This is a genomic window from Ensifer sp. 22521 (genome assembly GCF_052044795.1).
Taxonomy (GTDB): Bacteria; Pseudomonadota; Alphaproteobacteria; order Rhizobiales; family Rhizobiaceae; genus Ensifer.
In genome coordinates, this window is the sequence record NZ_JBQENM010000003.1 from 312682 (window position 1) to 332175 (window position 19494).

18 protein-coding genes and 2 pseudogenes are annotated in these 19494 nt (G+C 63.9%); 12 read left to right on the forward strand and 8 right to left on the reverse strand.

Going from position 1 to position 19494, the window contains the following annotated elements; genetic code table 11:
- Positions 1–16: 16 nt before the first annotated feature.
- Positions 17–976 (reverse strand): MBL fold metallo-hydrolase, encoded by a 960-nt coding sequence (locus tag ACTJKE_RS05590; RefSeq protein ID WP_058329656.1) that lies wholly within the window; start codon positions 974–976, stop codon positions 17–19.
- 91 nt (positions 977–1067) lie between these two features.
- On the opposite strand from ACTJKE_RS05590, the gene ACTJKE_RS05595 reads away from it, so the two are divergent.
- Positions 1068–1979 (forward strand): LysR family transcriptional regulator, encoded by a 912-nt coding sequence (locus ACTJKE_RS05595; protein WP_440691374.1) that lies wholly within the window; start codon positions 1068–1070, stop codon positions 1977–1979.
- Between the two features lie 112 nt (positions 1980–2091).
- On the opposite strand, the gene ACTJKE_RS05600 is transcribed toward ACTJKE_RS05595, so the two are convergent.
- The 4 genes and pseudogenes from ACTJKE_RS05600 to ACTJKE_RS05615 form a co-directional block, all read right to left on the reverse strand.
- Complete coding sequence (locus ACTJKE_RS05600) at positions 2092–2472, reverse strand: DUF427 domain-containing protein (RefSeq protein ID WP_058322749.1); 381 nt, start codon at positions 2470–2472, stop codon at positions 2092–2094.
- A 212-nt stretch (positions 2473–2684) separates the two neighbouring features.
- A pseudogene (locus ACTJKE_RS05605) lies at positions 2685–3374 on the reverse strand (DUF599 domain-containing protein); the annotation flags it as partial.
- A gap of 528 nt (positions 3375–3902) precedes the next feature.
- Positions 3903–4361 (reverse strand): annotated as a pseudogene (locus ACTJKE_RS05610) (autotransporter outer membrane beta-barrel domain-containing protein); the annotation flags it as partial.
- A 133-nt stretch (positions 4362–4494) separates the two neighbouring features.
- Positions 4495–5082 (reverse strand): hypothetical protein, encoded by a 588-nt coding sequence (locus ACTJKE_RS05615; RefSeq protein WP_440691376.1) that lies wholly within the window; start codon positions 5080–5082, stop codon positions 4495–4497.
- Between the two features lie 371 nt (positions 5083–5453).
- On the opposite strand from ACTJKE_RS05615, the gene ACTJKE_RS05620 reads away from it, so the two are divergent.
- The 11 genes from ACTJKE_RS05620 to leuB all read left to right on the forward strand — a co-directional run bounded on the left by ACTJKE_RS05620 (position 5454) and on the right by leuB (position 16706).
- The gene (locus tag ACTJKE_RS05620; protein WP_057251983.1) at positions 5454–6137 is read left to right on the forward strand and encodes a GntR family transcriptional regulator; all 684 of its coding nucleotides are present in this window, start codon (positions 5454–5456) and stop codon (positions 6135–6137) included.
- Position 6138: 1 nt separating this feature from the next.
- Positions 6139–7578 carry an aldehyde dehydrogenase family protein gene (locus tag ACTJKE_RS05625; RefSeq protein ID WP_440691378.1) on the forward strand — a complete coding sequence of 480 codons (1440 nt, stop codon included), beginning with the start codon at positions 6139–6141 and terminating at the stop codon, positions 7576–7578.
- A gap of 85 nt (positions 7579–7663) precedes the next feature.
- Positions 7664–8410 (forward strand): SDR family oxidoreductase, encoded by a 747-nt coding sequence (locus ACTJKE_RS05630; RefSeq protein WP_058322746.1) that lies wholly within the window; start codon positions 7664–7666, stop codon positions 8408–8410.
- 56 nt (positions 8411–8466) lie between these two features.
- Entirely contained in the window at positions 8467–9942 is a 1476-nt protein-coding gene (locus ACTJKE_RS05635) for an ABC transporter substrate-binding protein (RefSeq protein WP_058322745.1), read from the forward strand.
- Between the two features lie 98 nt (positions 9943–10040).
- The gene (locus ACTJKE_RS05640; RefSeq protein WP_058329651.1) at positions 10041–10991 is read left to right on the forward strand and encodes an ABC transporter permease; all 951 of its coding nucleotides are present in this window, start codon (positions 10041–10043) and stop codon (positions 10989–10991) included.
- Positions 10991–11851, forward strand: a complete 861-nt coding sequence (locus ACTJKE_RS05645; protein ID WP_058329650.1) for an ABC transporter permease — start codon at positions 10991–10993, stop codon at positions 11849–11851. Before ACTJKE_RS05640 ends, ACTJKE_RS05645 begins: the two co-directional genes overlap by 1 nt.
- Positions 11848–12864 carry an ABC transporter ATP-binding protein gene (locus tag ACTJKE_RS05650; protein WP_058329649.1) on the forward strand — a complete coding sequence of 339 codons (1017 nt, stop codon included), beginning with the start codon at positions 11848–11850 and terminating at the stop codon, positions 12862–12864. The genes ACTJKE_RS05645 and ACTJKE_RS05650 overlap by 4 nt, the downstream gene beginning before the upstream one ends.
- Positions 12861–13835: an ABC transporter ATP-binding protein gene (locus ACTJKE_RS05655; RefSeq protein WP_082663748.1), complete on the forward strand. Its 975-nt coding sequence runs from the start codon at positions 12861–12863 to the stop codon at positions 13833–13835. Before ACTJKE_RS05650 ends, ACTJKE_RS05655 begins: the two co-directional genes overlap by 4 nt.
- A gap of 53 nt (positions 13836–13888) precedes the next feature.
- The gene (locus ACTJKE_RS05660) at positions 13889–15280 is read left to right on the forward strand and encodes an amidase (RefSeq protein WP_440635519.1); all 1392 of its coding nucleotides are present in this window, start codon (positions 13889–13891) and stop codon (positions 15278–15280) included.
- A complete protein-coding gene (locus ACTJKE_RS05665) occupies positions 15277–15528 on the forward strand; it encodes a hypothetical protein (protein WP_058322742.1) in 252 nt (83 codons plus the stop codon). The genes ACTJKE_RS05660 and ACTJKE_RS05665 overlap by 4 nt, the downstream gene beginning before the upstream one ends.
- Positions 15529–15596: 68 nt before the next feature.
- Positions 15597–16706, forward strand: a complete 1110-nt coding sequence (gene leuB / locus ACTJKE_RS05670; protein WP_440691381.1) for a 3-isopropylmalate dehydrogenase — start codon at positions 15597–15599, stop codon at positions 16704–16706.
- Between the two features lie 116 nt (positions 16707–16822).
- Here the strand turns inward: leuB and ACTJKE_RS05675 are convergent, their stop codons facing one another.
- From ACTJKE_RS05675 to ACTJKE_RS05685, 3 genes are read right to left on the reverse strand one after another with little or no spacing between them, the layout of a single operon-like run.
- Complete coding sequence (locus ACTJKE_RS05675) at positions 16823–17572, reverse strand: SDR family oxidoreductase (protein WP_058322740.1); 750 nt, start codon at positions 17570–17572, stop codon at positions 16823–16825.
- Between the two features lie 22 nt (positions 17573–17594).
- Complete coding sequence (locus ACTJKE_RS05680) at positions 17595–18437, reverse strand: fumarylacetoacetate hydrolase family protein (protein ID WP_058327653.1); 843 nt, start codon at positions 18435–18437, stop codon at positions 17595–17597.
- A gap of 43 nt (positions 18438–18480) precedes the next feature.
- Positions 18481–19494: a hypothetical protein gene (locus ACTJKE_RS05685; RefSeq protein ID WP_440691383.1), complete on the reverse strand. Its 1014-nt coding sequence runs from the start codon at positions 19492–19494 to the stop codon at positions 18481–18483.

Consider the following 19494-nt stretch of genomic DNA (forward strand, 5'->3'; position numbering starts at 1 on the left):
GGCTTCGAAACCCTCGCTATTCGACGTAGTTCCAGGGGATGAAGCGATAGAGCGTCTCGTCCCGGGCCACGTGGCCGATACCGGGGAACGGCAGGTGAGCGCCGGCGACGAGGTAGCGGCCATCGGCTGCATCTGCCAGTGCCACCGCACGGGTCGCGGCCGCCGCCGTTCCATCGACGTCGAAGCTGACGAAGACGTCGGGAGCGTCGAACTGGACGTGGTCGCCATGGATCACGTCACCCCAGAAGACCAGACGCTGGCCGTCATCGGCTTGGAGCACGATCGAGGAATGTCCGGGCGTATGCCCGGCTCGCAGGATCGATCCGAGGTTCGGCAACACGTCCGCATTGTCGGCGAAACGCTTTACTTTTCCGGCGGCGATATAGGGAGCCAGAGCGTCCTCGGCGCGCTGGAAGTCGGTCTTCTGCGCCTCCGTCATCGTCGTCACGCCCTCGCGCTCGATCCAGTAACGATACTCGCGGTCGGCGAGATGGATTTCGGCATTCGGAAACTGGGGCTTGCCGTCGACGGTAAGGCCGCCGGAGTGATCGGCATGCACGTGGGTCAAAACAACGGCGTCAACCTGGTCGGGCCGGTAGCCGGAGGCCGTGAGATGGCGGATGAGCTTGCCGGCGGCGGCGCCGAGCAAGGCGCCGGACCCCGCATCGATCAGCAATAGGCGCTTGCCGTCGTTTACCAGATAGGCGTTAATCGACAAATGCGGCTCCTTGCCGAGGAAGGCCTCGTCGAGCCTGCGCTGCAGTTCGCCCTCGGGCTCTTTCTGATAGATCTTCGCCATGGGCAGTGCCAGCGTGCCGTCCGAAAGCGCCGTAACCTCAAACTTTCCGAAGCGGAAGTGGTAGTAACCGGCATTGGCGACGGTCGAGAACGGCGCAGCGGAAAAGGCAAACCGCGGTGCGAGCGGCAACAGGGCCGTGGCGGCGAGAAGGCCCAAAGCTTGTCTGCGAGTGGTCATGATCGGCTCCTTCGATTGGATGCGACGAAGCTATCAATTCAACTCTCCGTCGATTATCCTGCGATCATGGAAGTGATTGTTCCGGAAACGCATGAAATCCCCCCAGTCTCCCGATCTCAATAACCTCAGGATCTTCCTCGAGGTCGCCCGCACCGAGAGTTTCTCAGCCGCAGCACTTCGCCTGCACCTTCCGCCAAGCACGGTTAGCCGGCGCTTGGCTGAGCTTGAAACCGCGCTTGGCGTCGCGCTGCTGCTGCGCTCCACGCGCCGGGTCTCCCTGACCGAGGCGGGCAAGCACCTGCTCGAGTCGATCGGCGGGGCCGTAGAGCTCATCGATCGCGGCATTGCGGGTTTCCGGCCCGCCGATGGCGCCGCCCGCGGGCGACTGCGGGTCGCCACATCCGTCGCCTTTGCCCGCACCTTCCTACCGCCGATCCTGAAGCGCTATGCGGAGCTTTGCCCGGCGGTTCAGGTCGATCTGCAGACGGCACACAACAATGTCGATCTGATCGGAGAAAGCGTCGATGTGGCGCTGAGAATGGGCGAGCCGGTCGACAGCGAGATGATCTACCGAAAGATCGGAACGATCGAACAGCGGCTCTACGCCGCGCCGGCCTACTGCGACGGGTTATCGCTCTCGTCACCCGAGGACCTGATGCATGTCGCGCTGGTGGCGCACCGGACCCGGATGCGGCGGGAACTGGCCCACTGGGTGCTCTCCGACGGCAACCGGCATTTCACGCTTGAGCGCCCACCCTCGATCGTCGTCGACGATCCGGCGATCGGAGAGCGCCTGATCGCCGAGGGTCTCGGCATCGGTATGCTGAGCGACGCGCTCGCCGCCGATGGTGTCACCACCGGGCGGCTCGTTCCGGTCCTTGCCGAATGGTCCGGACCAGCCACACACCTCTACTATCTCTACCATCAGCAGCTGGGTGATCTGCCGAAAGTGGCAGAATTCCTGAGTGCGGTGCGCGAAACGTTCCGGGTCCGGAGCGAGTGACCTCGCGGCCAAAGCCTGTCGCGCAAAAGTGCGCCGCGATTTTGCGACAACGACATGCGAAATATCAAGAACTTAAAGCGCAAGGAGCGAATCTGAAAGATCGCGACACGCTTTAGGGCCGGGTCTCTTCAATCGAATCCACCCTGTCCGGATAGAATGCCAACCGATCTTTGATGGCGGCCACCGCCGCATGCGGGCTTTCATAGGTCCAGACGGCGTTCCTCGACCGCTCTCCGCCGGATGGGATGCTGAAATAGGAAGCATCGCCCTTGTATGGGCAGTGGGACGAATGATCCGTGCGCGCCAGCAACGACATGTCGGCATCCTTGCGCGGAATGTACTGCACCGCCGGGTAGGATGCCTCGCGCAAAGTCAGCGCATCGCGGGTGTCGGCGATAACGCGCCCACCGAGGGTGACGACGACACGCGCCGGATTTCTCTCGACTGTGATCGGATGATCGGGGCCGGGAATCTTGATCGGTTTGTCTGACATGAGCGACCGCCTCTGAAACGTTGCTGATGTCTAGATGGTAGACTTACTGTCGAATTCCAACCGCTCACGCCAAAAGCGCCTGCGACGCCTGACCAAGGACGGGAGAACAGGGCGGCTTTTTCCGCGGGCGCCGCGGTTCGTCTTCAGATATTCGCCACCGGCGAACTGATCGCTGCGGCAGGCTCTGCCTCGGCGGCAGGCGGATTGCTTTCATCCAGCAGCTTGCGCACCTCCATCACGCCCTTTGCCGTATCCGACCAGCTGTGTCTCCAGACGAGAAGTCCCACCGAGCCGACGATGGCGACGAGAAACGCAATCGGGCCCAAGAACCAGAGGGCCGCGGCAACGGTGAAGTAGTAGGAGCGAACGCCCTGGCTGAATGAGCGAAGTGCCGGATTGATCATCAGCGACAAGGCGTGGGTCCATGCGGCGATGTCTCGGGCTTCGTCCCGCGACGGACTGGCTCCGATCGCCGCAAGGCAGTAGTTGATCTGCCGGACCGCCCAGATGAATTCGGAAAGCCCCCGCAGCAATGTAGCCATGACGAGCAGCACCTTGCACTGGAATAGCCACAGCGGTTCGATCGGCGCGAACATCGAAATGATCCCCGCCTGAAGACCTGCCGTCGGCTGGATGAAAAGCGCACTGCTCATGGCGACGATGACGATGAGATTGGCCGAACCGAAAAACGAGGCCGAGTTGATCGTGTGACCGAGGATGGCGGCATCGCCGATGAAATTGGTATCCCGTGTCAGGACCTCGCGCATCCAGGCCCGCCTGATACGCACCATGTCGAGCATCAGGCTGTCTGTCCGGCGCGGCCAGCCAAGCGCCATCATCGGCTCCAATCCCACCCAGGTTACGAGGAACAGGATAATCGCAATCCAATCCAGTATCTGCACGGCCAGCCTCCCACCATACCCGCTGCTAATTGAAACAGGTAGGACGGGCACGTCAACGCGCTCGCGAGCGGTGGCGCGATCGAACCATCCGCCACGCCGTTCATGGAAGGTGCCAAGGGTCGAAAGCGCCAGATATTCGGCAATCTGTGGGACTGCGGAATAGGTCGGAACCTCGACGCGATAGAGCGGCACGACTTCGACTACGGTCGGCACTCCGCCAATGTCCACGGTCACGATTTCGAGCTCGACCGGCGTCGCGTCCTCCGAAGGTGGCGCAACGCCGGGGCCAGGAGGAAGGATGACGATTTCCGGCTCTACGACCGGCGGCACTGTGGGCGGCACGGCCGGCGGGTCGACGATAATTGGTGGCACGTTCTCGGGTGGCGGCGTTGTCGGCGTCGGCACGACGACGAGCGTCGAGCGCAGATAGAAATTCTCTTCCGACCCGGCCGTCACTCCGCCCTTGTAGAGCAAATATTCGTGGGCGCCGGCGGCGACCCTGCCATTGAGCGCGAAGGCGCTTGCCGCTGACGTCGCACCATTGGCGAGCTCGACGACCATAATGCCATCCGCAAGCGTATCGGCACCGGCACCTCCGGCGTTGACAACGCTGACGGCAGTTGTGCCGGTCGCCGTGCCGCCTGACACGACGACGCGATCCGATGGCGAGGCATCATCGTCCAGAACGGTATCGAGTACCAGCAGGCCACCATTGCCGGTGTAGTTGCCGTTGACCGTAAAGCGATCGCTCGTGCTTGCGCCGGCATCCGACAAATCGATGGTGCCGGCATTGATGACCGCCACTAATTGACCGGGCGCGGCTGCCGAGACCGCCGCATTGGTCCCGCCGCCGCGAAGCGTGCTGGATGCATCGACATTGAGCGTGCCGGTTCCCGAACCGCTGTCACCGAGCGTCAGATTGCCATCAAAAGTCAACACGCTGCCGGCGTTGGCATTGATGGTTTCCCAGCTTTGGAACCGCGCCACGACGCCGGTCTGGACGTTTTCCAACGTCAAGCCGTCGACACCCAGGCCGCCGGTAAGCGTATCGGTCCCGGCGAGGTTGGCGCTCGTCAGGTTGCGAAGCCTTGCAGTGTCGTTGTCGGCCCCGAGGTCAACGCTACCATCGATGGTGCCGCCGCCACGTGAACGTATCCGTTCCGAAACTCATCAGGACATTGCCGCCGACAGACCCGCCCGTCAACGTCACGCTATCCGTGCCGCCGCTGACGCTGATGTTGCCGCCGATCGTGCCGCCGGAGAGAATGATCGTGTCGTTGCCGAAGCCTGCGACCAGGTTGTTGTCGATCGTGCCTCCCGACATGTCGAACAGGTTGTCGTCGAGCAGCATGTTGACGCGGCCGATGCGCCCGCCGGTCATGACTGCGCTGTCGCCGTCGTCAAAGAAGCCGACGATATGGCCGCCCGACATGAAGAACGTGTCGAGGTTGTCACCCTGGTTCAGCGACTGCAGCGTACCGCTGGTCATCGTGAAACTGTCGCTGCCGGCGCCGAAGGTGACGGCGCTGGTAATGGTACCGGTACCACCGACAGGCAGGGAAAGCGTATTGTTGCCGCCAAGATCCGTAAAGCCGGCCGAAGTGCCGCTGTCGCACAGATAGATGTCGTCACCGGCGGTCGGCACGAAGCTGCATGCGGCGGCGGCCGGCAGGCTCTGCAGATAGAGACCGATCGCGGTCGAGGCCAAAGGGCCGAATCGCCGGGCGTGAAGAAAACGCGCCGAAGCGAGCCGATTTGGAAGCGTCTTCGTGCCGCGCAACTTCGTGATGCATCGCCTCTCCTTTGGCTGAATAACGCTCCAGTGGAACGTCAGTGGCCGCCTTCTATCCGCGGACGGGAGCCGCAAACCGACAACCGTCAAATTTTGGGGTCAGGTCGAAACATGAGCCGGCAAACGGTCACCTCGTCTTGCGATCGCTTTGACGGCTAGGACCCGGCCGGCGGCCAGTCGGGCGTGCGGGAGAGCGGAAGTACTTGCACAAAGCGGAACTCGCGCAGGCCGCCGATTGACATCTTCTGTATCCTGGATACAATTTACCTCGATCTTGGGAGGGATCGATGAACCAATCCTTCGAATGGCGAAGCCAATCGCGCCTTCTTGACGAAGTAGCTCAGGCACTTCGCGAACGCATCTATGCCGGCGTCTATGCGCCGGGCGCGACGCTGCGCCAGGAGCGGATCGCCGCCGAATTCGGAATCAGCCGTACGCCGCTGCGCGAAGCGTTGCGGGTGCTCGAGCGCGACGGGCTGGTGGTCAACAAGCCGGGCAGCGGTGTCAGGGTCGCAACCGCCGACCTGCCGAAGCTTCTCGACGCCTACGCGGTGCGCGAAGCGATGGACGGCGTGGCTGCCCGCAACGCCGCCGAGCGTGCCACCACCGCCGAGATCAAGGATCTGGCAAAGCAGGTGGAGCGCCAGCGCAAGACTGTCGAGAACTGGGATCCCGCCGCCTACACCCAGTCCAACGTGATCTTTCACGAGGCGATCGTCGCCGCCTCGCGCAACACATCGCTCGCACCGCTCGGACCGCTTCTGCGTATGACCTCGCAGGTCTTTGCGCCCGCCTTTTCGCTGTCCAGCGAACGCGCGAGCACCGCGGTCGCCGAGCACGGGCTGATCGTCGAGGCGATCGCGGCACGAAACCTCGACGAGGCCGAGAAGCTGGCACGCGCCCATATCAACGCGACGGCAACGAGATTGAAAGCGCTCCTTGAGGCGCGCGAGACTGACAAAGAGGCATGACGTGAAGACCTACGGCAATTTCATCGCGAACAACTGGCAGGACGCAGCGGGCGGCGAATTCATCACTGTCCGGGATCCCTCAAACGGCCAGGAGTTCGCGCGCATCGCCCGGGGGACCCGGGACGACATCGACCTCGCAGTGCGCTCCGCGCGCGCGGCTCTCTTCGGTGACTGGGGTCGGATGACGCCGACCGAGCGCGGCCGGGTATTGACCCGGATATCGGCTGCAGTGCTGCGCAACATCGATCTTCTGACCGAGCTCGAGGCGCGCGATGTCGGCAAACCCGTGACGCAGGCGCGCGCCGACGTCGTGGCGCTTGCCCGTTACCTTGAATTCTACGGCGGCGCCGCCGACAAGGTGCACGGCGATACCATCCCGTATCAGAACGGTTTCACCGTTCTGACGGTCTATGAGCCGCATGGGGTGACGGGCCACATCATTCCCTGGAACTACCCGATGCAGATCCTCGGCCGCAGCCTCGGTGCAGCACTTGCCATGGGCAACGCGGCCGTGGTCAAGCCGGCCGAAGAGGCGTGCCTGACGATCCTCGAATTTGCCCGCATCGCCGAAGAAGAAGGCTTGCCATCGGGCGCGCTCAACATCGTCACCGGTTTCGGCTCGGAGGCAGGCGCCGCGCTTTCCGAACATCCTGACGTCAACCACATCTCCTTTACCGGTTCGGTCCGGACAGGCGAAATGGTGCAGGCGGCAGCCGCGAAGAACGCGGTGCCGGTGACGCTGGAACTCGGCGGCAAGTCGGCCCAGATCGTCTTCGCCGATGCGGACCTCGATCGCGCCGTTCCCTTCCTGGTGAACGCCGGCATCCAGAATGCCGGCCAGACCTGCTCGGCCTCCTCGCGCATCCTCGTGGAACGAGCCGTCTACGAGGAGGTTGTCGCGCGCATGAGCGAACGGTACCGCGCGCTGAAGGTCGGCCCGGCGGGCGCCGATCTCTCCGTCGGCCCGGTCGTCTCGCAGCGGCAAAAGGCCATCATCGAAGGCTTCCTCGCCGATGCCGCAAAGGATGGCCTGAAAGTGGCGGCGCGCGGCGAGATCGTTGCCGATGCGCCCACCGAGGGCGCCTATGTCGCGCCGACGCTTTTGCGCGACGTGCCGCACGACCATCGCACGGTACAGGAAGAAATCTTCGGCCCGGTGCAGGTGATCATGCCGTTCGACGGCGAGGACGAAGCCATCCGGCTCGCCAACGGCACCGCCTATGGCCTCGTCTGCGGCGTCTGGACCAATGACGGCGGTAGGCAGTTGCGGATGGCGCGTGCCGTTCACGCCGGCCAGGTCTTCATCAACAATTACGGCGCCGGCGGTGGCGTCGAGCTGCCTTTCGGCGGCGTCAAGAAATCCGGCCATGGCCGCGAGAAGGGCTTTGAGGCCCTCTACGGCTTTGCCAGCATGAAAACCATTTCTGTCTACCACGGCTAGAACCGGATGAGGAAAAGTGTGCGCGGTTTTCCGCCCGCATCCCGCTCTAACCCTTGATCTAAATCCCCTCGGGAGGAACAACAAAATGTCACTGGAAGGTAAAGTCGCTCTTATCACCGGCGCGGGCTCCGGCTTCGGTGAGGGCATTGCGAAGCGCTTCATCGAAGGCGGCGCCAAGGTCATCGTCGTCGATCGCGATGCCAAGGGCGCCGAGCGCGTGGCGAACGAACTCGGCGGCAATGCCTTTGCCGTGGTCGCTGATATTGCCAAACAAGCGGATGTCGAGGCAGCCGTTGCTGCAAGCCTCGAGAAATTCGGACGCGTCGATATCCTGATCAACAATGCCGGCATCGGCCACAAGCCGCAGAACGCCGAACTGGTCGAGCCGGACGAGTTCGACCGGATCCTCGGCGTCAACGTGCGCGGCGTCTACCTGATGACGCGGGCGCTGCTGCCGCACATGAAGGAAAACAAGTCGGGCGTGATCGTCAACATCGCGTCGACCGGCGCCAACCGGCCGCGGCCGAACCTTGCCTGGTACAATGCGACCAAGGGCTGGGTGGTCTCCGCCACCAAGGCGCTGGCGATCGAGCTCGCGCCGTTCAACATCCGCGTCGTCGCGCTCAATCCGGTCGCCGGCGAAACGCCGCTGCTTTCGACCTTCATGGGCGAGGACACCGAGGAAGTCCGCAAGAAGTTCCGCGACTCCATTCCGCTCGGGCGCCTGTTGAAGCCCGAGGATCTCGCCGAAGCCGCCGCCTTCGTCGCCTCGCCACAGGCATCGATGATCACTGGCGTCGCGCTCGACGTCGACGGCGGCCGATCGATCTGATTGCTTCGATCTGACTACTGGGACCATAAACAACGAAACCGCAAAGCGGGGGAACCATGCTGAATTTGACGAAATGGGCACTTGCCTCATGCTTCATCGCCGCGTCGCTGACGACGGCGATGGCCAAGGATACGATCACCGTCGGCCAGGTGCTGGAGCCGCCGGGCCTCGACCCGACCGCCGGTGCCGCCGCACCGATCCGCTACATCACCTACGGCAACCTTTTCGAAGGTCTCGTGCGTGTTGTCGAGGATGGCAGCGTCAAGCCGCTGCTCGCCGAGAGCTGGACGGTCTCCGACGACCAGAAGACCTACAGCTTCAAGCTTCGCCAGGGCGTCAAGTTCCACGACGGCACGCCGTTCGACTGCTCGGTCGTCAAGTTCTCCTATGAACGCGCGGTCGGGGCCGATTCGACCAACGCGCAGAAAGGCCTGTTCGAGCCGATCGAAAAGACCGAATGCCCGGACCCGGCGACGGCGGTCGTGACGCTGAAGCGCCCGGCCTCCAATTTCCTCTTCAACATGGCCTGGGGCGATGCGGTCATGATCGCGCCGTCGGCGGCGGCGGACAACAAGACCAAGCCTGTCGGCACCGGCCCGTTCAAATTCAAGGAGTGGGCGAAGGGCGACAAGGTGGTGCTCGAAAAGAACGCCGACTATTGGGGTGAGCCGGCCAAGCTCAGCGAAGTGACCTTCAAGTTCATCAGCGATCCCTCGGCTGCCGCTGCCGCCGTTCTCGCCGGCAATGTCGATGCCTTCCCGATGTTCCAGGCCGCAGAACTCGTCAGCCAGTTCCAGAGCGATCCGAACCTGCAGGTCGAGGTCGGCAGCACCTCGGGCAAGGTGGTGCTCGCGCTCAACAATGCCCGCAAGCCCTTCGACGACGTGCGGGTTCGCCAGGCGCTCGCCTATGCGATCGACCGCAAGGCGCTAGTCGAAGGCACCTATTCCGGCTTCGGCACGACGATCGGCTCGCATTATTCGCCGGTCGAGCCCGGCTATGTCGACCTGAACGAGACCTACCCCTATGATCCGGGCAAGGCGCAGCAGCTGTTGCAAGAAGCGGGAGTCCAAGGCCTTGAGATCACCATCATGCTGCCGCCGCCGGCCTATGCGCGTCGTGGCGGCGAGATCATCGCGGCCATGCTCAGCGAAGTCGGCGTCAAGGTGAACCTCGTGCCAATCGAATTCGCGCAATGGCTCGACCAGGTGTTCAAGAATTCGGATTTCGACGCGACGATCATCGCCCATGCCGAGGCCCGCGACCTCGATATCTATGCCCGCGACAAGTACTACTTCAACTACCAGAACTCCGACTACAAGGCGCTCTACAAGTCCTTCACGCTCGCTTCGACCGAAGCCGAGCAGCTGGACCTCGCAGGCCAGCTCCAGCGCAAGCTGGCGGCCGACGAGCCGAACGTCTTCCTCTACGCGTTGCCGAAGATCGGCGTCTGGAACAAGAAGGTGAAGGGTCTCTGGAAGAACATGCCGGTTCCGGCCGACGACCAGACCCAGACCTATTGGGAAAACTGAGGATTGGCATCCGCCCCTTTGACGAGGGGCGGAGGCAGATCACGCGTTGACCGGCACACCCTGCGCCGGTCAACGCTCGCTCTTTCCGGGAGGTTGATGTGATTTCCTTTATCGGCGGTCGCCTCGTGTCGCTCATTCTGACGACGCTTGCCGCTTCAGTCATCGTCTTTCTGCTGATGCAGGTGCTGCCCGGCGACCCCGCCGTGCTGATGCTCGGCATGAATGCCGACGCCGACGCGATCGCGGCGCTGCACCGGCAGCTCGGCCTCGATCAGCCGATCTGGATCCGCTACCTCCACTGGATCGGCGGCTTCGTCGTCGGCGATTTCGGCACGAGCCTCACCTATTCGGTGCCGATCCGCGAACTGCTCGGGCCCCGCATCCTCGTGACGCTGCCGCTGGCCCTGCTCTCCATGGCGATCTCCGTCGTCGTCGCCATCGCCATCGGCGTCTATGCCGCCGCCAATCGCGGCAAGACCGGCGACACCGTCGTCATGGGCATCGCCCAGGTCGGCGTCGCGATCCCGAATTTCTGGCTGGCGCTGCTCTTCATCCTGCTCTTCGCGCTGAAGCTCGCCTGGTTCCCGGCTTCAGGTTTTGCCGGCTGGGAAGGCGGTTTCTGGAACGGCCTGCATTCACTGATCCTTCCGGCCTTCGCGCTCGGCCTGCCGCTTGCCGCCATTCTCGCACGCGTGACCCGCTCCGCGGTCATCGAAACGCTCGGCGAGGATTTCATCCGCACGGCGCGCGCCAAGGGGCTGAGCCGTTCGGGCGCCCTATGGAAACACGCGGTGCCAAACGCGCTGATCCCGGTCGTCACCATCATCGGCCTGCAGTTTTCCTTTCTGCTCGCCGGCACGATCATCATCGAAAACGTCTTCAACCTGCCGGGCGTCGGCCGCCTCGTCTTCCAGGCGATCGCCCAGCGCGATCTCGTGACGGTGCAGACGCTGGTGACGCTGCTTGCGGCCTCCGTCATCAGCATCAATTTCCTTGTCGATCTGGTCTACGGCTACCTGGATCCGCGGCTTTCGCGGGGAGGTCACTGATGTCGAACTCTACAGTCGCCGCGGAGCCCGGCGTGATCTCCAAGCTCATCGGCAGCCGCAGCCTGACGATCGGTGCCACCGTCACCCTGATCCTCGTGGCCATGGCGCTCGTCTCCTTTGCCTGGACGCCCTATTCGCCGACCGCGATGAACTTCCGCGACAAGCTACAGGGACCGAGCCTTGCCCATTGGTTCGGCACCGACAATTTCGGTCGCGACATCCTGTCGATGATCATGGTCGGCGCCCGCAATTCGATCTCAGTTTCGATCGTCGCCGTCTTGGTCGGCGCCGGCATCGGTGTGCCACTCGGCGCCTGGGCTGCCGCACGTGGCGGCTGGGTCGATGGTCTGGTCATGCGCATGAGCGACCTTGCTTTCGCCTTCCCCGCGCTTCTGACTGCCGTGATCATCACCGCCATCTTTGGGCCTGGCGCAACCAACGCGATGATCGCGATCGGCATCTTCAACATCCCCGTCTTTGCCCGCGTCACCCGCGGTGCCTCGATGGGCCTGTGGAAGCGCGAATATGTGCAGGCGGCGCGCTGCGCCGGCCGCGGCGACGTGGCGATCACGCTTTTGCACATTCTGCCCAACATCAACCACGTGCTGCTGGTGCAGGTGACGATCCAGTTCGCACTGGCGATCGTTGCCGAGGCCGGGCTTTCCTATGTCGGCCTCGGCACGCAACCGCCGATGCCGAGCTGGGGCAAGATGCTGAACGACGCCCAGACCTTCATCTACCAGGCGCCGTGGCTTGCGATCTTCCCGGGCCTGGCGATCACTTTCGCGGTGCTCGGCCTCAACCTGCTTGGCGACGGTCTGCGCGACATTCTCGACCCGCGCGTGAGGCGGCAACGATGACGAAACCCTTGCTTCACATGGCCGGCATGTCGGTCGAACTCTCGGCGGGCAAGAGCCAGGTCGATATCGTCTGCGACATCGATCTCGAGCTCAACCGCGGCGAGCGCCTCGGCATCGTCGGCGAATCCGGCAGCGGCAAGTCGATGACCGCACTCGCCGTGATGGGCCTGTTGCCGCAGCGCATGCGGGTGCGCGGCGAGCTTTTGTTCGACGGCCGCAATCTCGCTGGCTTGGCCGAGGCCGAGTACTGCGGCTATCGCGGTCGACGCGTCGCGATGATTTTTCAGGAGCCGATGACGGCGCTGAACCCGGTGAAGTCGATCGGCGCACAAATCGCAGAGGGACGGCGGCTGCATCTCGGCGAAACCAAAGCCGATGCCGAAACGAAGGCGCGCGCGCTTCTCGACCGTGTCGGCCTGCCGGCGCCGCGCTTCGATCTGGATCTCTACCCGCACCAGCTCTCGGGCGGCCAGAGGCAGCGCGTGATGATCGCCATGGCGATTGCCTGCGAGCCGGACCTTTTGATTGCCGACGAGCCGACGACCGCGCTCGACGTGACGGTGCAGGCGCAGATCCTCGACCTGCTTGACGAACTCATCGAAGACACCGGCACGGCGCTGATGCTGATCACCCACGATCTCGGCGTCGTCTCCGAAATGACCGACCGCATCGCCGTCATGTATGCAGGCCGCATCATCGAGACCGGGCGCACGGACGATGTCTTCGCCCGCATGGCGCATCCCTATGCGCGCGGCCTCTTTGCCGCCTCGCCGCATGGCGCAGCCCTCGCGCCACGTCGCGCGGGCGAAGGGCGGCCGCGGCTGAACGCCATCCCCGGCATCGTGCCTGATCCCTTTGGCCGGCCAGCCTACTGTTCCTTCGCCGAGCGCTGTTCCTTCGCGCAGCCGGATTGCCGCCGCGCGATCCCGACGCTGGACCTGATCAATACCGATGGAAATGTGCAGCATCGCGCGGCCTGCTTTCATCCCCGCGAAAGGATGGTGGCACCGTGAGCGAGACCATTCTCAAGACCACCGATCTGGTGCGCGAATACGATCTGCCACGCCCGTCGATCTTCTCGAAACACAGCCGCCTGCGCGTGCTCCATGGCGTCAGCATCGAACTCGCCGCCGGCCAGAGCCTTGGCATCGTCGGCGAAAGCGGCTCCGGCAAATCGACGCTGGCGCGCGCGGTGATGGGACTGGAGCGACCGCAATCGGGCGAGGTCAATATCGCCGGCACGAACATCTACGCGCTCGACCGGGCGGGCTTGCGCGAGGCACGCAAGGGATTCCAGGCGATCTTCCAGGATCCCTACGGCTCGCTCGATCCGCGCCATACGGTCCGCACGATCATTTCCGAGCCGATCGTCTCGCTGGAAGGCGGGACCGGCACCGCCGAGCGCAACCGGCGCATCGCCGAGGTGCTGGAGGCGGTTGGGCTGCCGCTCGCATCGGCCGACAAATACCCGCACGAATTCTCCGGCGGCCAGCGCCAGCGCATCGCCATTGCCCGCGCGCTGATCACGCGGCCGGCGTTGATCGTCGCCGACGAGCCGGTTTCGGCGCTTGACGTGTCGATCCAGGCGCAGGTGCTGAACCTGATGATGGACCTGCAGGAAAAGCTCGGCCTTTCCTACCTGTTCATCAGCCATGATCTCGGCGTGGTCCGCGCCATCACCGACCGGGTCGCCGTCATGCATCTCGGCCGGATCGTCGAGGAAGGGCCGACAAACGAAGTCTTCGACAACCCGCGACATCCCTACACCCAGGCGCTAGTCGCAGCCGTGCCGAAGCCCTTTTCCGGGCGCCGCAAGCGGTTACGTTCCGACGGCCCCCCGCAGACGCCCGTCCATACCGCAACGACCGCAGCCGGCTGCGCCTATGCCGCCGTCTGTCCGGTGAGGCAGGAGATCTGTCTGACCCGTACGCCTGAGGCCAAGCCGGTGAAGCCGGCCTGGTCCGCCCGCTGTCATTTTGCCTAGAGCCCCAAGCTCTGCAGTTCCCCGGAACTGCTCATACCTGCAGGAATTACGCCATGTCCGAACTCGCCGATTTCTCCGCCGTCGACCTTGTCGAGGCATACCGCTCGAAAAAGCTCTCTCCCGTCGAGGTCACCGACGCGGTCATCGCGCGGATCGACACCTCGGAGCCGAAACTCAACGCGCTCTGGGCCTATGACCCGGACGCGGCGCGCGAAAGCGCCAAGGCATCGGAAGCGCGCTGGGTGAAGGGCGAACCGCTCGGCGCGATCGATGGCGTGCCCGTGACGATCAAGGAGAATATCGCGACCAAGGGCACCGCCGTGCCGCTCGGCTGCGCCGCCGTGTCGCTCACACCAGCCGCCGCCGACGCGCCGCCGGCAGCCCGCACCCGCGAGGCGGGCGGCATTCTTCTCGCCAAGACCACCATGCCTGATTACGGCATGCTTTCCTCCGGCCTTTCCAGTTTCCACAAGCTCGCCCGCAATCCGTGGGACCTCTCGGCCAATCCCGGCGGCTCCAGCGCCGGTGCAGGCGCTGCAGCCGCCGCCGGCTATGGTCCCCTTCACATCGGCACGGATATCGGTGGCTCGGTCCGCCTGCCGGCCGGCTGGTGCGGCGTTGTTGGTCTCAAACCATCTGCCGGCCGTGTCCCGATCAATCCGCCCTTTATCGGCCGCGTCGCAGGGCCGATGACCCGGACGGTTGCCGATACCGCGCTTTACATGTCGGTGCTGTCGAAGCCGGATGCTCGCGACACGATGGCCCTGCCCTATGCCGACATCCCCTGGCTCGATCTTGACCGCAATGTCAGGGGCTTGAAAATCGGCCTCTGGCTCGATGCCGGCTTCGGCCAGGTGGTCACGCAAGAAACGGAACACGCGGTCAAACGGGCTGCCAGGCTTTTCACCGATGCCGGCGCGATCATCGAACCGGTCGGCCCATTCCTCACGCGCGAAATGATCGATGGTCTCGACCGCTTCTGGCGTGCTCGCGGCTGGGAAGACGTGTCGCGTCTGGCACCGGAACAGCAGGCGCAGATCCTGCCCTACATCTTCGACTGGATCAAAACGGCAGAGAATTTCTCGGGCCGCGAGGTCTATACCGGCTTCGCCCAGATCGAGGCAATGCGCAATGCGCTGCACACCGCACTCACCGGCTTCGATTTCATCCTGTCGCCGACCGCGCCGACAGCATCCTATCCAGCCGAATGGGCCTCGCCGGTCAACGACCCACAGAAGCCATTCGAACACATCGCCTTCACCGTCGCCGTCAACATGGGCGGACAGCCGGCGATCTCGATCAACTGTGGCTTTACCGCTGGCGGCCTGCCGATCGGGCTGCAGATCATCGGCCAGTCCTTTGACGATATCGGCGTCCTGCGCCTCGCAAGCGCATTCGAGACGATGCGTCCTGAGCAGCGGCCCTGGCCGAAGGTGGCAGCATGACCGACACCATGCGTTACACCGTCGAAAGCGGCGATCTGGAAAATATCGTCTCCCGGCTGCTTGATATCGTTCGTCGGCTCGGCGTCAGCGTTTCGAAGCTTGCAGTCGAGGTGGACGGCGGCAGGGCCAACCTCGAGATCGCCGTTGCCCCGGTCTCGCACGCCATCGCCAACACGCTGCGCGAGCGCATCGGGCAGATCGAAGGCGCGCGGCCAGTGCCGGAAATCGGGCGACGCGCGGCGTCATAGTGCCGATCCGCATTATCACCAACGCGGCAAGGCCGCTTTGAATTCAAACTGAAACAGGAGTGCCGAAAATGGCCCGCAAACTTTTCATCCTCCCCGGCGACGGCATCGGCCCGGAAGCCATGGCGGAAGTCCGCAAAATCATCGCCTACATGAATGCCGAGCTTGGTGCCGGTTTCGTCACCGACGAGGGCCTGGTCGGCGGTTCGGCCTATGACGCCCATGGCCAGGCGATCTCGGAAGCGGACATGAAGAAGGCGCTGGCCGCCGATGCGGTGCTGTTTGGCGCCGTCGGTGGCCCGAAGTGGGATGCGGTGCCCTACGAGGTGCGTCCGGAAGCCGGCCTGCTGCGCCTGCGCAAGGATCTCGAACTGTTCGCCAACCTGCGCCCGGCGATCTGCTACCCGGCGCTGGCTGCCGCCTCGTCGCTGAAACCGGAACTCGTCGAAGGCCTCGACATCCTGATCGTGCGCGAACTGACCGGTGGCGTCTATTTCGGTGAACCGAAGGAAATCATCGATCTCGGCAACGGCCAGAAGCGTGGCATCGACACCCAGGTCTACGACACCTACGAGATCGAACGCATCGCCGGCGTCGCCTTCGAACTGGCGCGCACGCGGCAGAACCGCGTCTGCTCGATGGAAAAGCGCAACGTCATGAAGTCGGGCGTCTTGTGGAACCAGGTGGTGACCGAGACCCACAAGGCGAAATATTCCGACGTGCAGCTCGAGCACATGCTGGCCGATGCCGGCGGCATGCAGCTGGTGCGCCAGCCCAAGCAGTTCGACGTCATCGTCACCGACAACCTGTTCGGCGACATGCTGTCGGACGTCGCCGCCATGCTGACCGGCTCGCTCGGCATGCTGCCGTCGGCCTCGCTCGGTGCCCCGGATGCAGTGACCGGCAAGCGCAAGGCGCTCTACGAGCCGGTGCATGGCTCGGCCCCCGACATTGCCGGCAAGGGCATTGCCAACCCGATCGCGATGATCGCCTCGTTTGCCATGTGCCTGCGCTATTCCTTCAACCTGGTGACGGAAGCCGACAATCTGGAAAAGGCGATCGCCGCGGTGCTCGACCAGGGCATCCGCACCGGCGACATCATGGCCGAGGGTGCGAAGAAGGTCGGCACGACGGAAATGGGCGATGCCATCCTCGCCGCGTTCAAGGCACTGTCGGCCTGATCGACAAACGATCTCGAATGGCGTCAAACCGATGCCATTCGACGGTACGAAAACGAACACCTCCGGAGAACATTCGGAGGTGTTTTGCATTTGGCGGACTTGAACGAAGGCAACGCTCAGATCGTAATGCCACCGTCGATATTGATTGCCTGCCCGGTGATGAAGGCCGCCTCGTCGGAAGCCAGAAAGGCACAGATCGCAGCGACCTCCTCGACCGTGCCGAAGCGCCCGGCCGGTTGCCGGCTAATGAAGGACTTGTGGGCCTCGTCCCGGCTTCCGAGTTTTTCACCGAGTTCGCCGATACGCTCTTCCAGCGACGGCGAGGCGACGGTTCCCGGGCAGACCGAATTGCAGCGAATGCCCTCTGAGACGTAGTCGGCGGCAACGGCCTTGGTGAGCCCGATGACGCCGCCCTTGGCGGCACCGTAAGCTGCTCGCCGAGGGAAGCCCTTGATCGAGGAGGCGACCGAACCGATGGTGATGATGCTGCCGCCATGGGCCTTCATCTTCGGGATCGCGCCGGCAATGACGTTATAGGCGCTGTCGAGCGTGATGTTGACCGAGCGACGCCAGTCCTCGGCCGAGCACTCCTCGATCGTGCCCTGGTGCACGTAGCCGACCGCATGCACGAGGATATCGACCCGGGCCAAGGCTGCGAAGTAGGCGGCCACTGCCGCGTGGTCCGTCGCATCAAGCCTCGTCGTCCTGGCGCCGTCGAGGGTGGAGAGCAGGTCGGCATTGATGTCGCTGGCGTGGACCTCCGCACCCTCGGCCATCAACCGCTCGGCGACGGCGCGGCCGATGCCCTGGCCGGCGGCGGTGACCATGGCCAAACGCCCCGCCAATCGTCCCGTATTTCCATTCATGGTCAGGCCTTTCCGTATCGATCTAGAGGGACTGAACGATCTGACGCTGGCGACCGAGGCCGTCGATGCCGAGTTCCACCACATCACCGGGCTTCAGATAACGCGGCGGCCTTTTGCCCATGCCGACGCCGGGCGGCGTGCCGGTGCAGATGAGATCGCCGGGCTCCAGCACGCAGAACTCGCTCATGTAGGAGACGATGGTTGCGACGTCGAAGATCATGCGCGCGGTCGTGCCCGACTGCATGCGTTCGCCGTTGACGTCGAGCCACATCGAAAGCGCCTGCGGGTCCGGCATTTCGTCTCGGGTCACGAGCCAGGGGCCCGTCGGGCAGAAGTTCGGGAAGCTCTTGCCTTTCACCCACTGGCCGCCGCGCTCCATCTGCCAGGCGCGTTCGGAGACATCGTTGACGACGGAGTAGCCGAAGACATGCTCCATTGCGTCGGCGCGGGATACATTGAGCGCCCGTTTGCCGATGACGATGCCGAGTTCGACCTCCCAGTCGAGCTTCGACATTTTTTCAGAATGAAGAAGCGGCGCGTTCGGACCGCAATAGGTTCCGGCCGCCTTGTTGAAAAGGATCGGTTCAGCCGGCACCGTCAGACCCGCCTCTTCCGCGTGGTCGGAGTAGTTGAGCCCGACGCACCAGATCGTGCCCGGCCTTGCGACCGGCGGCAGGATATCGGCGTCGATCACCGGCATCACGGGTAGGGCCGATAGATCAATGCCAGACAGCGCCACCATGACAGCTGTCAGGGTTTCTGCCGTGAAGTCCTGCACGAGCGAGGAGACATCCCGCGCCCTGCCCTCGCCATCGAGAATGCAGGGCACAGCGGAGCCGTCGATGATGAGACGCAGCAGTTTCATTCTCTTGGCCTTTCAATTGCAACGTTTCGGCGAGCGCGTCGGCTCAGCCCATGGGAGCGGCTTCGACTGAAAGCCGGTAGTGGGTGGTGAAGGTCTGGTCGGGCTCGAAGGCGATTGCGGTCGCGATGCCGGAAGACGCCAGGGCATTGGCGCCGGTAGAGATTGCCGGCCCGAGATCGAAGGCGGAAGCGATCGGCTCGACGCCAAGCGCCACATGCCGCGCGTCCCAGGGATAGGCCTTGCGGCCGCGATTGCTGTACCAGAGCAGGAGGCTTGGAAAGTGCTCCTTCTGCCACGACAGCCGCGCGCGAAAGCCCTCGTCGCGGTAATGGAGCGCGAGACTGCCGTCGATGCCCGAGAGCTGAAGCAGGTCCTCGGTGTCTTCGACAAGCGGCACCTGTGCCGCATCATGAGCCGCACCGTCGCGGGTCTCAACGCTCTTGAGCGAGGACCAACGCCGATTGAGCGCAAATAGCGCCGCACCCGGCTCGACATCGCCAGGAAAACTCCAGACCCAATCGTAGCTGCCCGGCTCGATAACGACCGAACCCGGCCGCGGCGACAGCCGGAACGTCGGATGCAGACCGATCGGAAGGCGGCACGGACGCCGGCCCTCGATTTCCAGCGTGAGGTCGACGGCAGCCGCCTTCGAATCCGGCATGATATGCCGGCGAAGCAAGCGGATCGGGTGATCCTCGGGATAGTGGCATTCCATGGTGATCTGTCGGTCGTCGCAGTCGCCCCAGATCCACTGGACATTCGAGCTGTGACCATGCGGCACGCCGGCGCCGTCGAAGCTCTCGCCTGTTGCGGACCAGCCTGCGGGGAGCGACCGCTCGGCGTCGCTGCCGAAGGGAACGCAGGGCCACTCGCCGCGAAGCTCCTGCAAGATCTCGGGCAAGGTCCCACGCTTCGGATCATTGCCCCAGGGCGCGACATGCAAGGGACTGACCTGTCGCCCGTCCGGCAAGAGGAACAGCACTGGGCCGAACATGCCGCCGAGCGACTGCACCGACAGGCACCCATGCGCCCAGGCAAGCGCACGTCTCGTCGTCAT

Coding starts and splice junctions, on each gene's coding strand:
- ACTJKE_RS05590 (WP_058329656.1), bottom strand. CDS start 976: ATGACCACTCGCAGACAAGCTTTGGGCCTTCTCGCCGCCACGGCCCTG.
- ACTJKE_RS05685 (WP_440691383.1), bottom strand. CDS start 19,494: ATGACGACGAGACGTGCGCTTGCCTGGGCGCATGGGTGCCTGTCGGTG.
- ACTJKE_RS05645 (WP_058329650.1), top strand. CDS start 10,991: ATGTCGAACTCTACAGTCGCCGCGGAGCCCGGCGTGATCTCCAAGCTC.
- ACTJKE_RS05675 (WP_058322740.1), bottom strand. CDS start 17,572: ATGAATGGAAATACGGGACGATTGGCGGGGCGTTTGGCCATGGTCACC.
- ACTJKE_RS05630 (WP_058322746.1), top strand. CDS start 7,664: ATGTCACTGGAAGGTAAAGTCGCTCTTATCACCGGCGCGGGCTCCGGC.
- ACTJKE_RS05620 (WP_057251983.1), top strand. CDS start 5,454: ATGAACCAATCCTTCGAATGGCGAAGCCAATCGCGCCTTCTTGACGAA.
- ACTJKE_RS05665 (WP_058322742.1), top strand. CDS start 15,277: ATGACCGACACCATGCGTTACACCGTCGAAAGCGGCGATCTGGAAAAT.
- ACTJKE_RS05660 (WP_440635519.1), top strand. CDS start 13,889: ATGTCCGAACTCGCCGATTTCTCCGCCGTCGACCTTGTCGAGGCATAC.
- ACTJKE_RS05650 (WP_058329649.1), top strand. CDS start 11,848: ATGACGAAACCCTTGCTTCACATGGCCGGCATGTCGGTCGAACTCTCG.
- ACTJKE_RS05595 (WP_440691374.1), top strand. CDS start 1,068: ATGAAATCCCCCCAGTCTCCCGATCTCAATAACCTCAGGATCTTCCTC.
- leuB (WP_440691381.1), top strand. CDS start 15,597: ATGGCCCGCAAACTTTTCATCCTCCCCGGCGACGGCATCGGCCCGGAA.
- ACTJKE_RS05680 (WP_058327653.1), bottom strand. CDS start 18,437: ATGAAACTGCTGCGTCTCATCATCGACGGCTCCGCTGTGCCCTGCATT.
- ACTJKE_RS05635 (WP_058322745.1), top strand. CDS start 8,467: ATGCTGAATTTGACGAAATGGGCACTTGCCTCATGCTTCATCGCCGCG.
- ACTJKE_RS05600 (WP_058322749.1), bottom strand. CDS start 2,472: ATGTCAGACAAACCGATCAAGATTCCCGGCCCCGATCATCCGATCACA.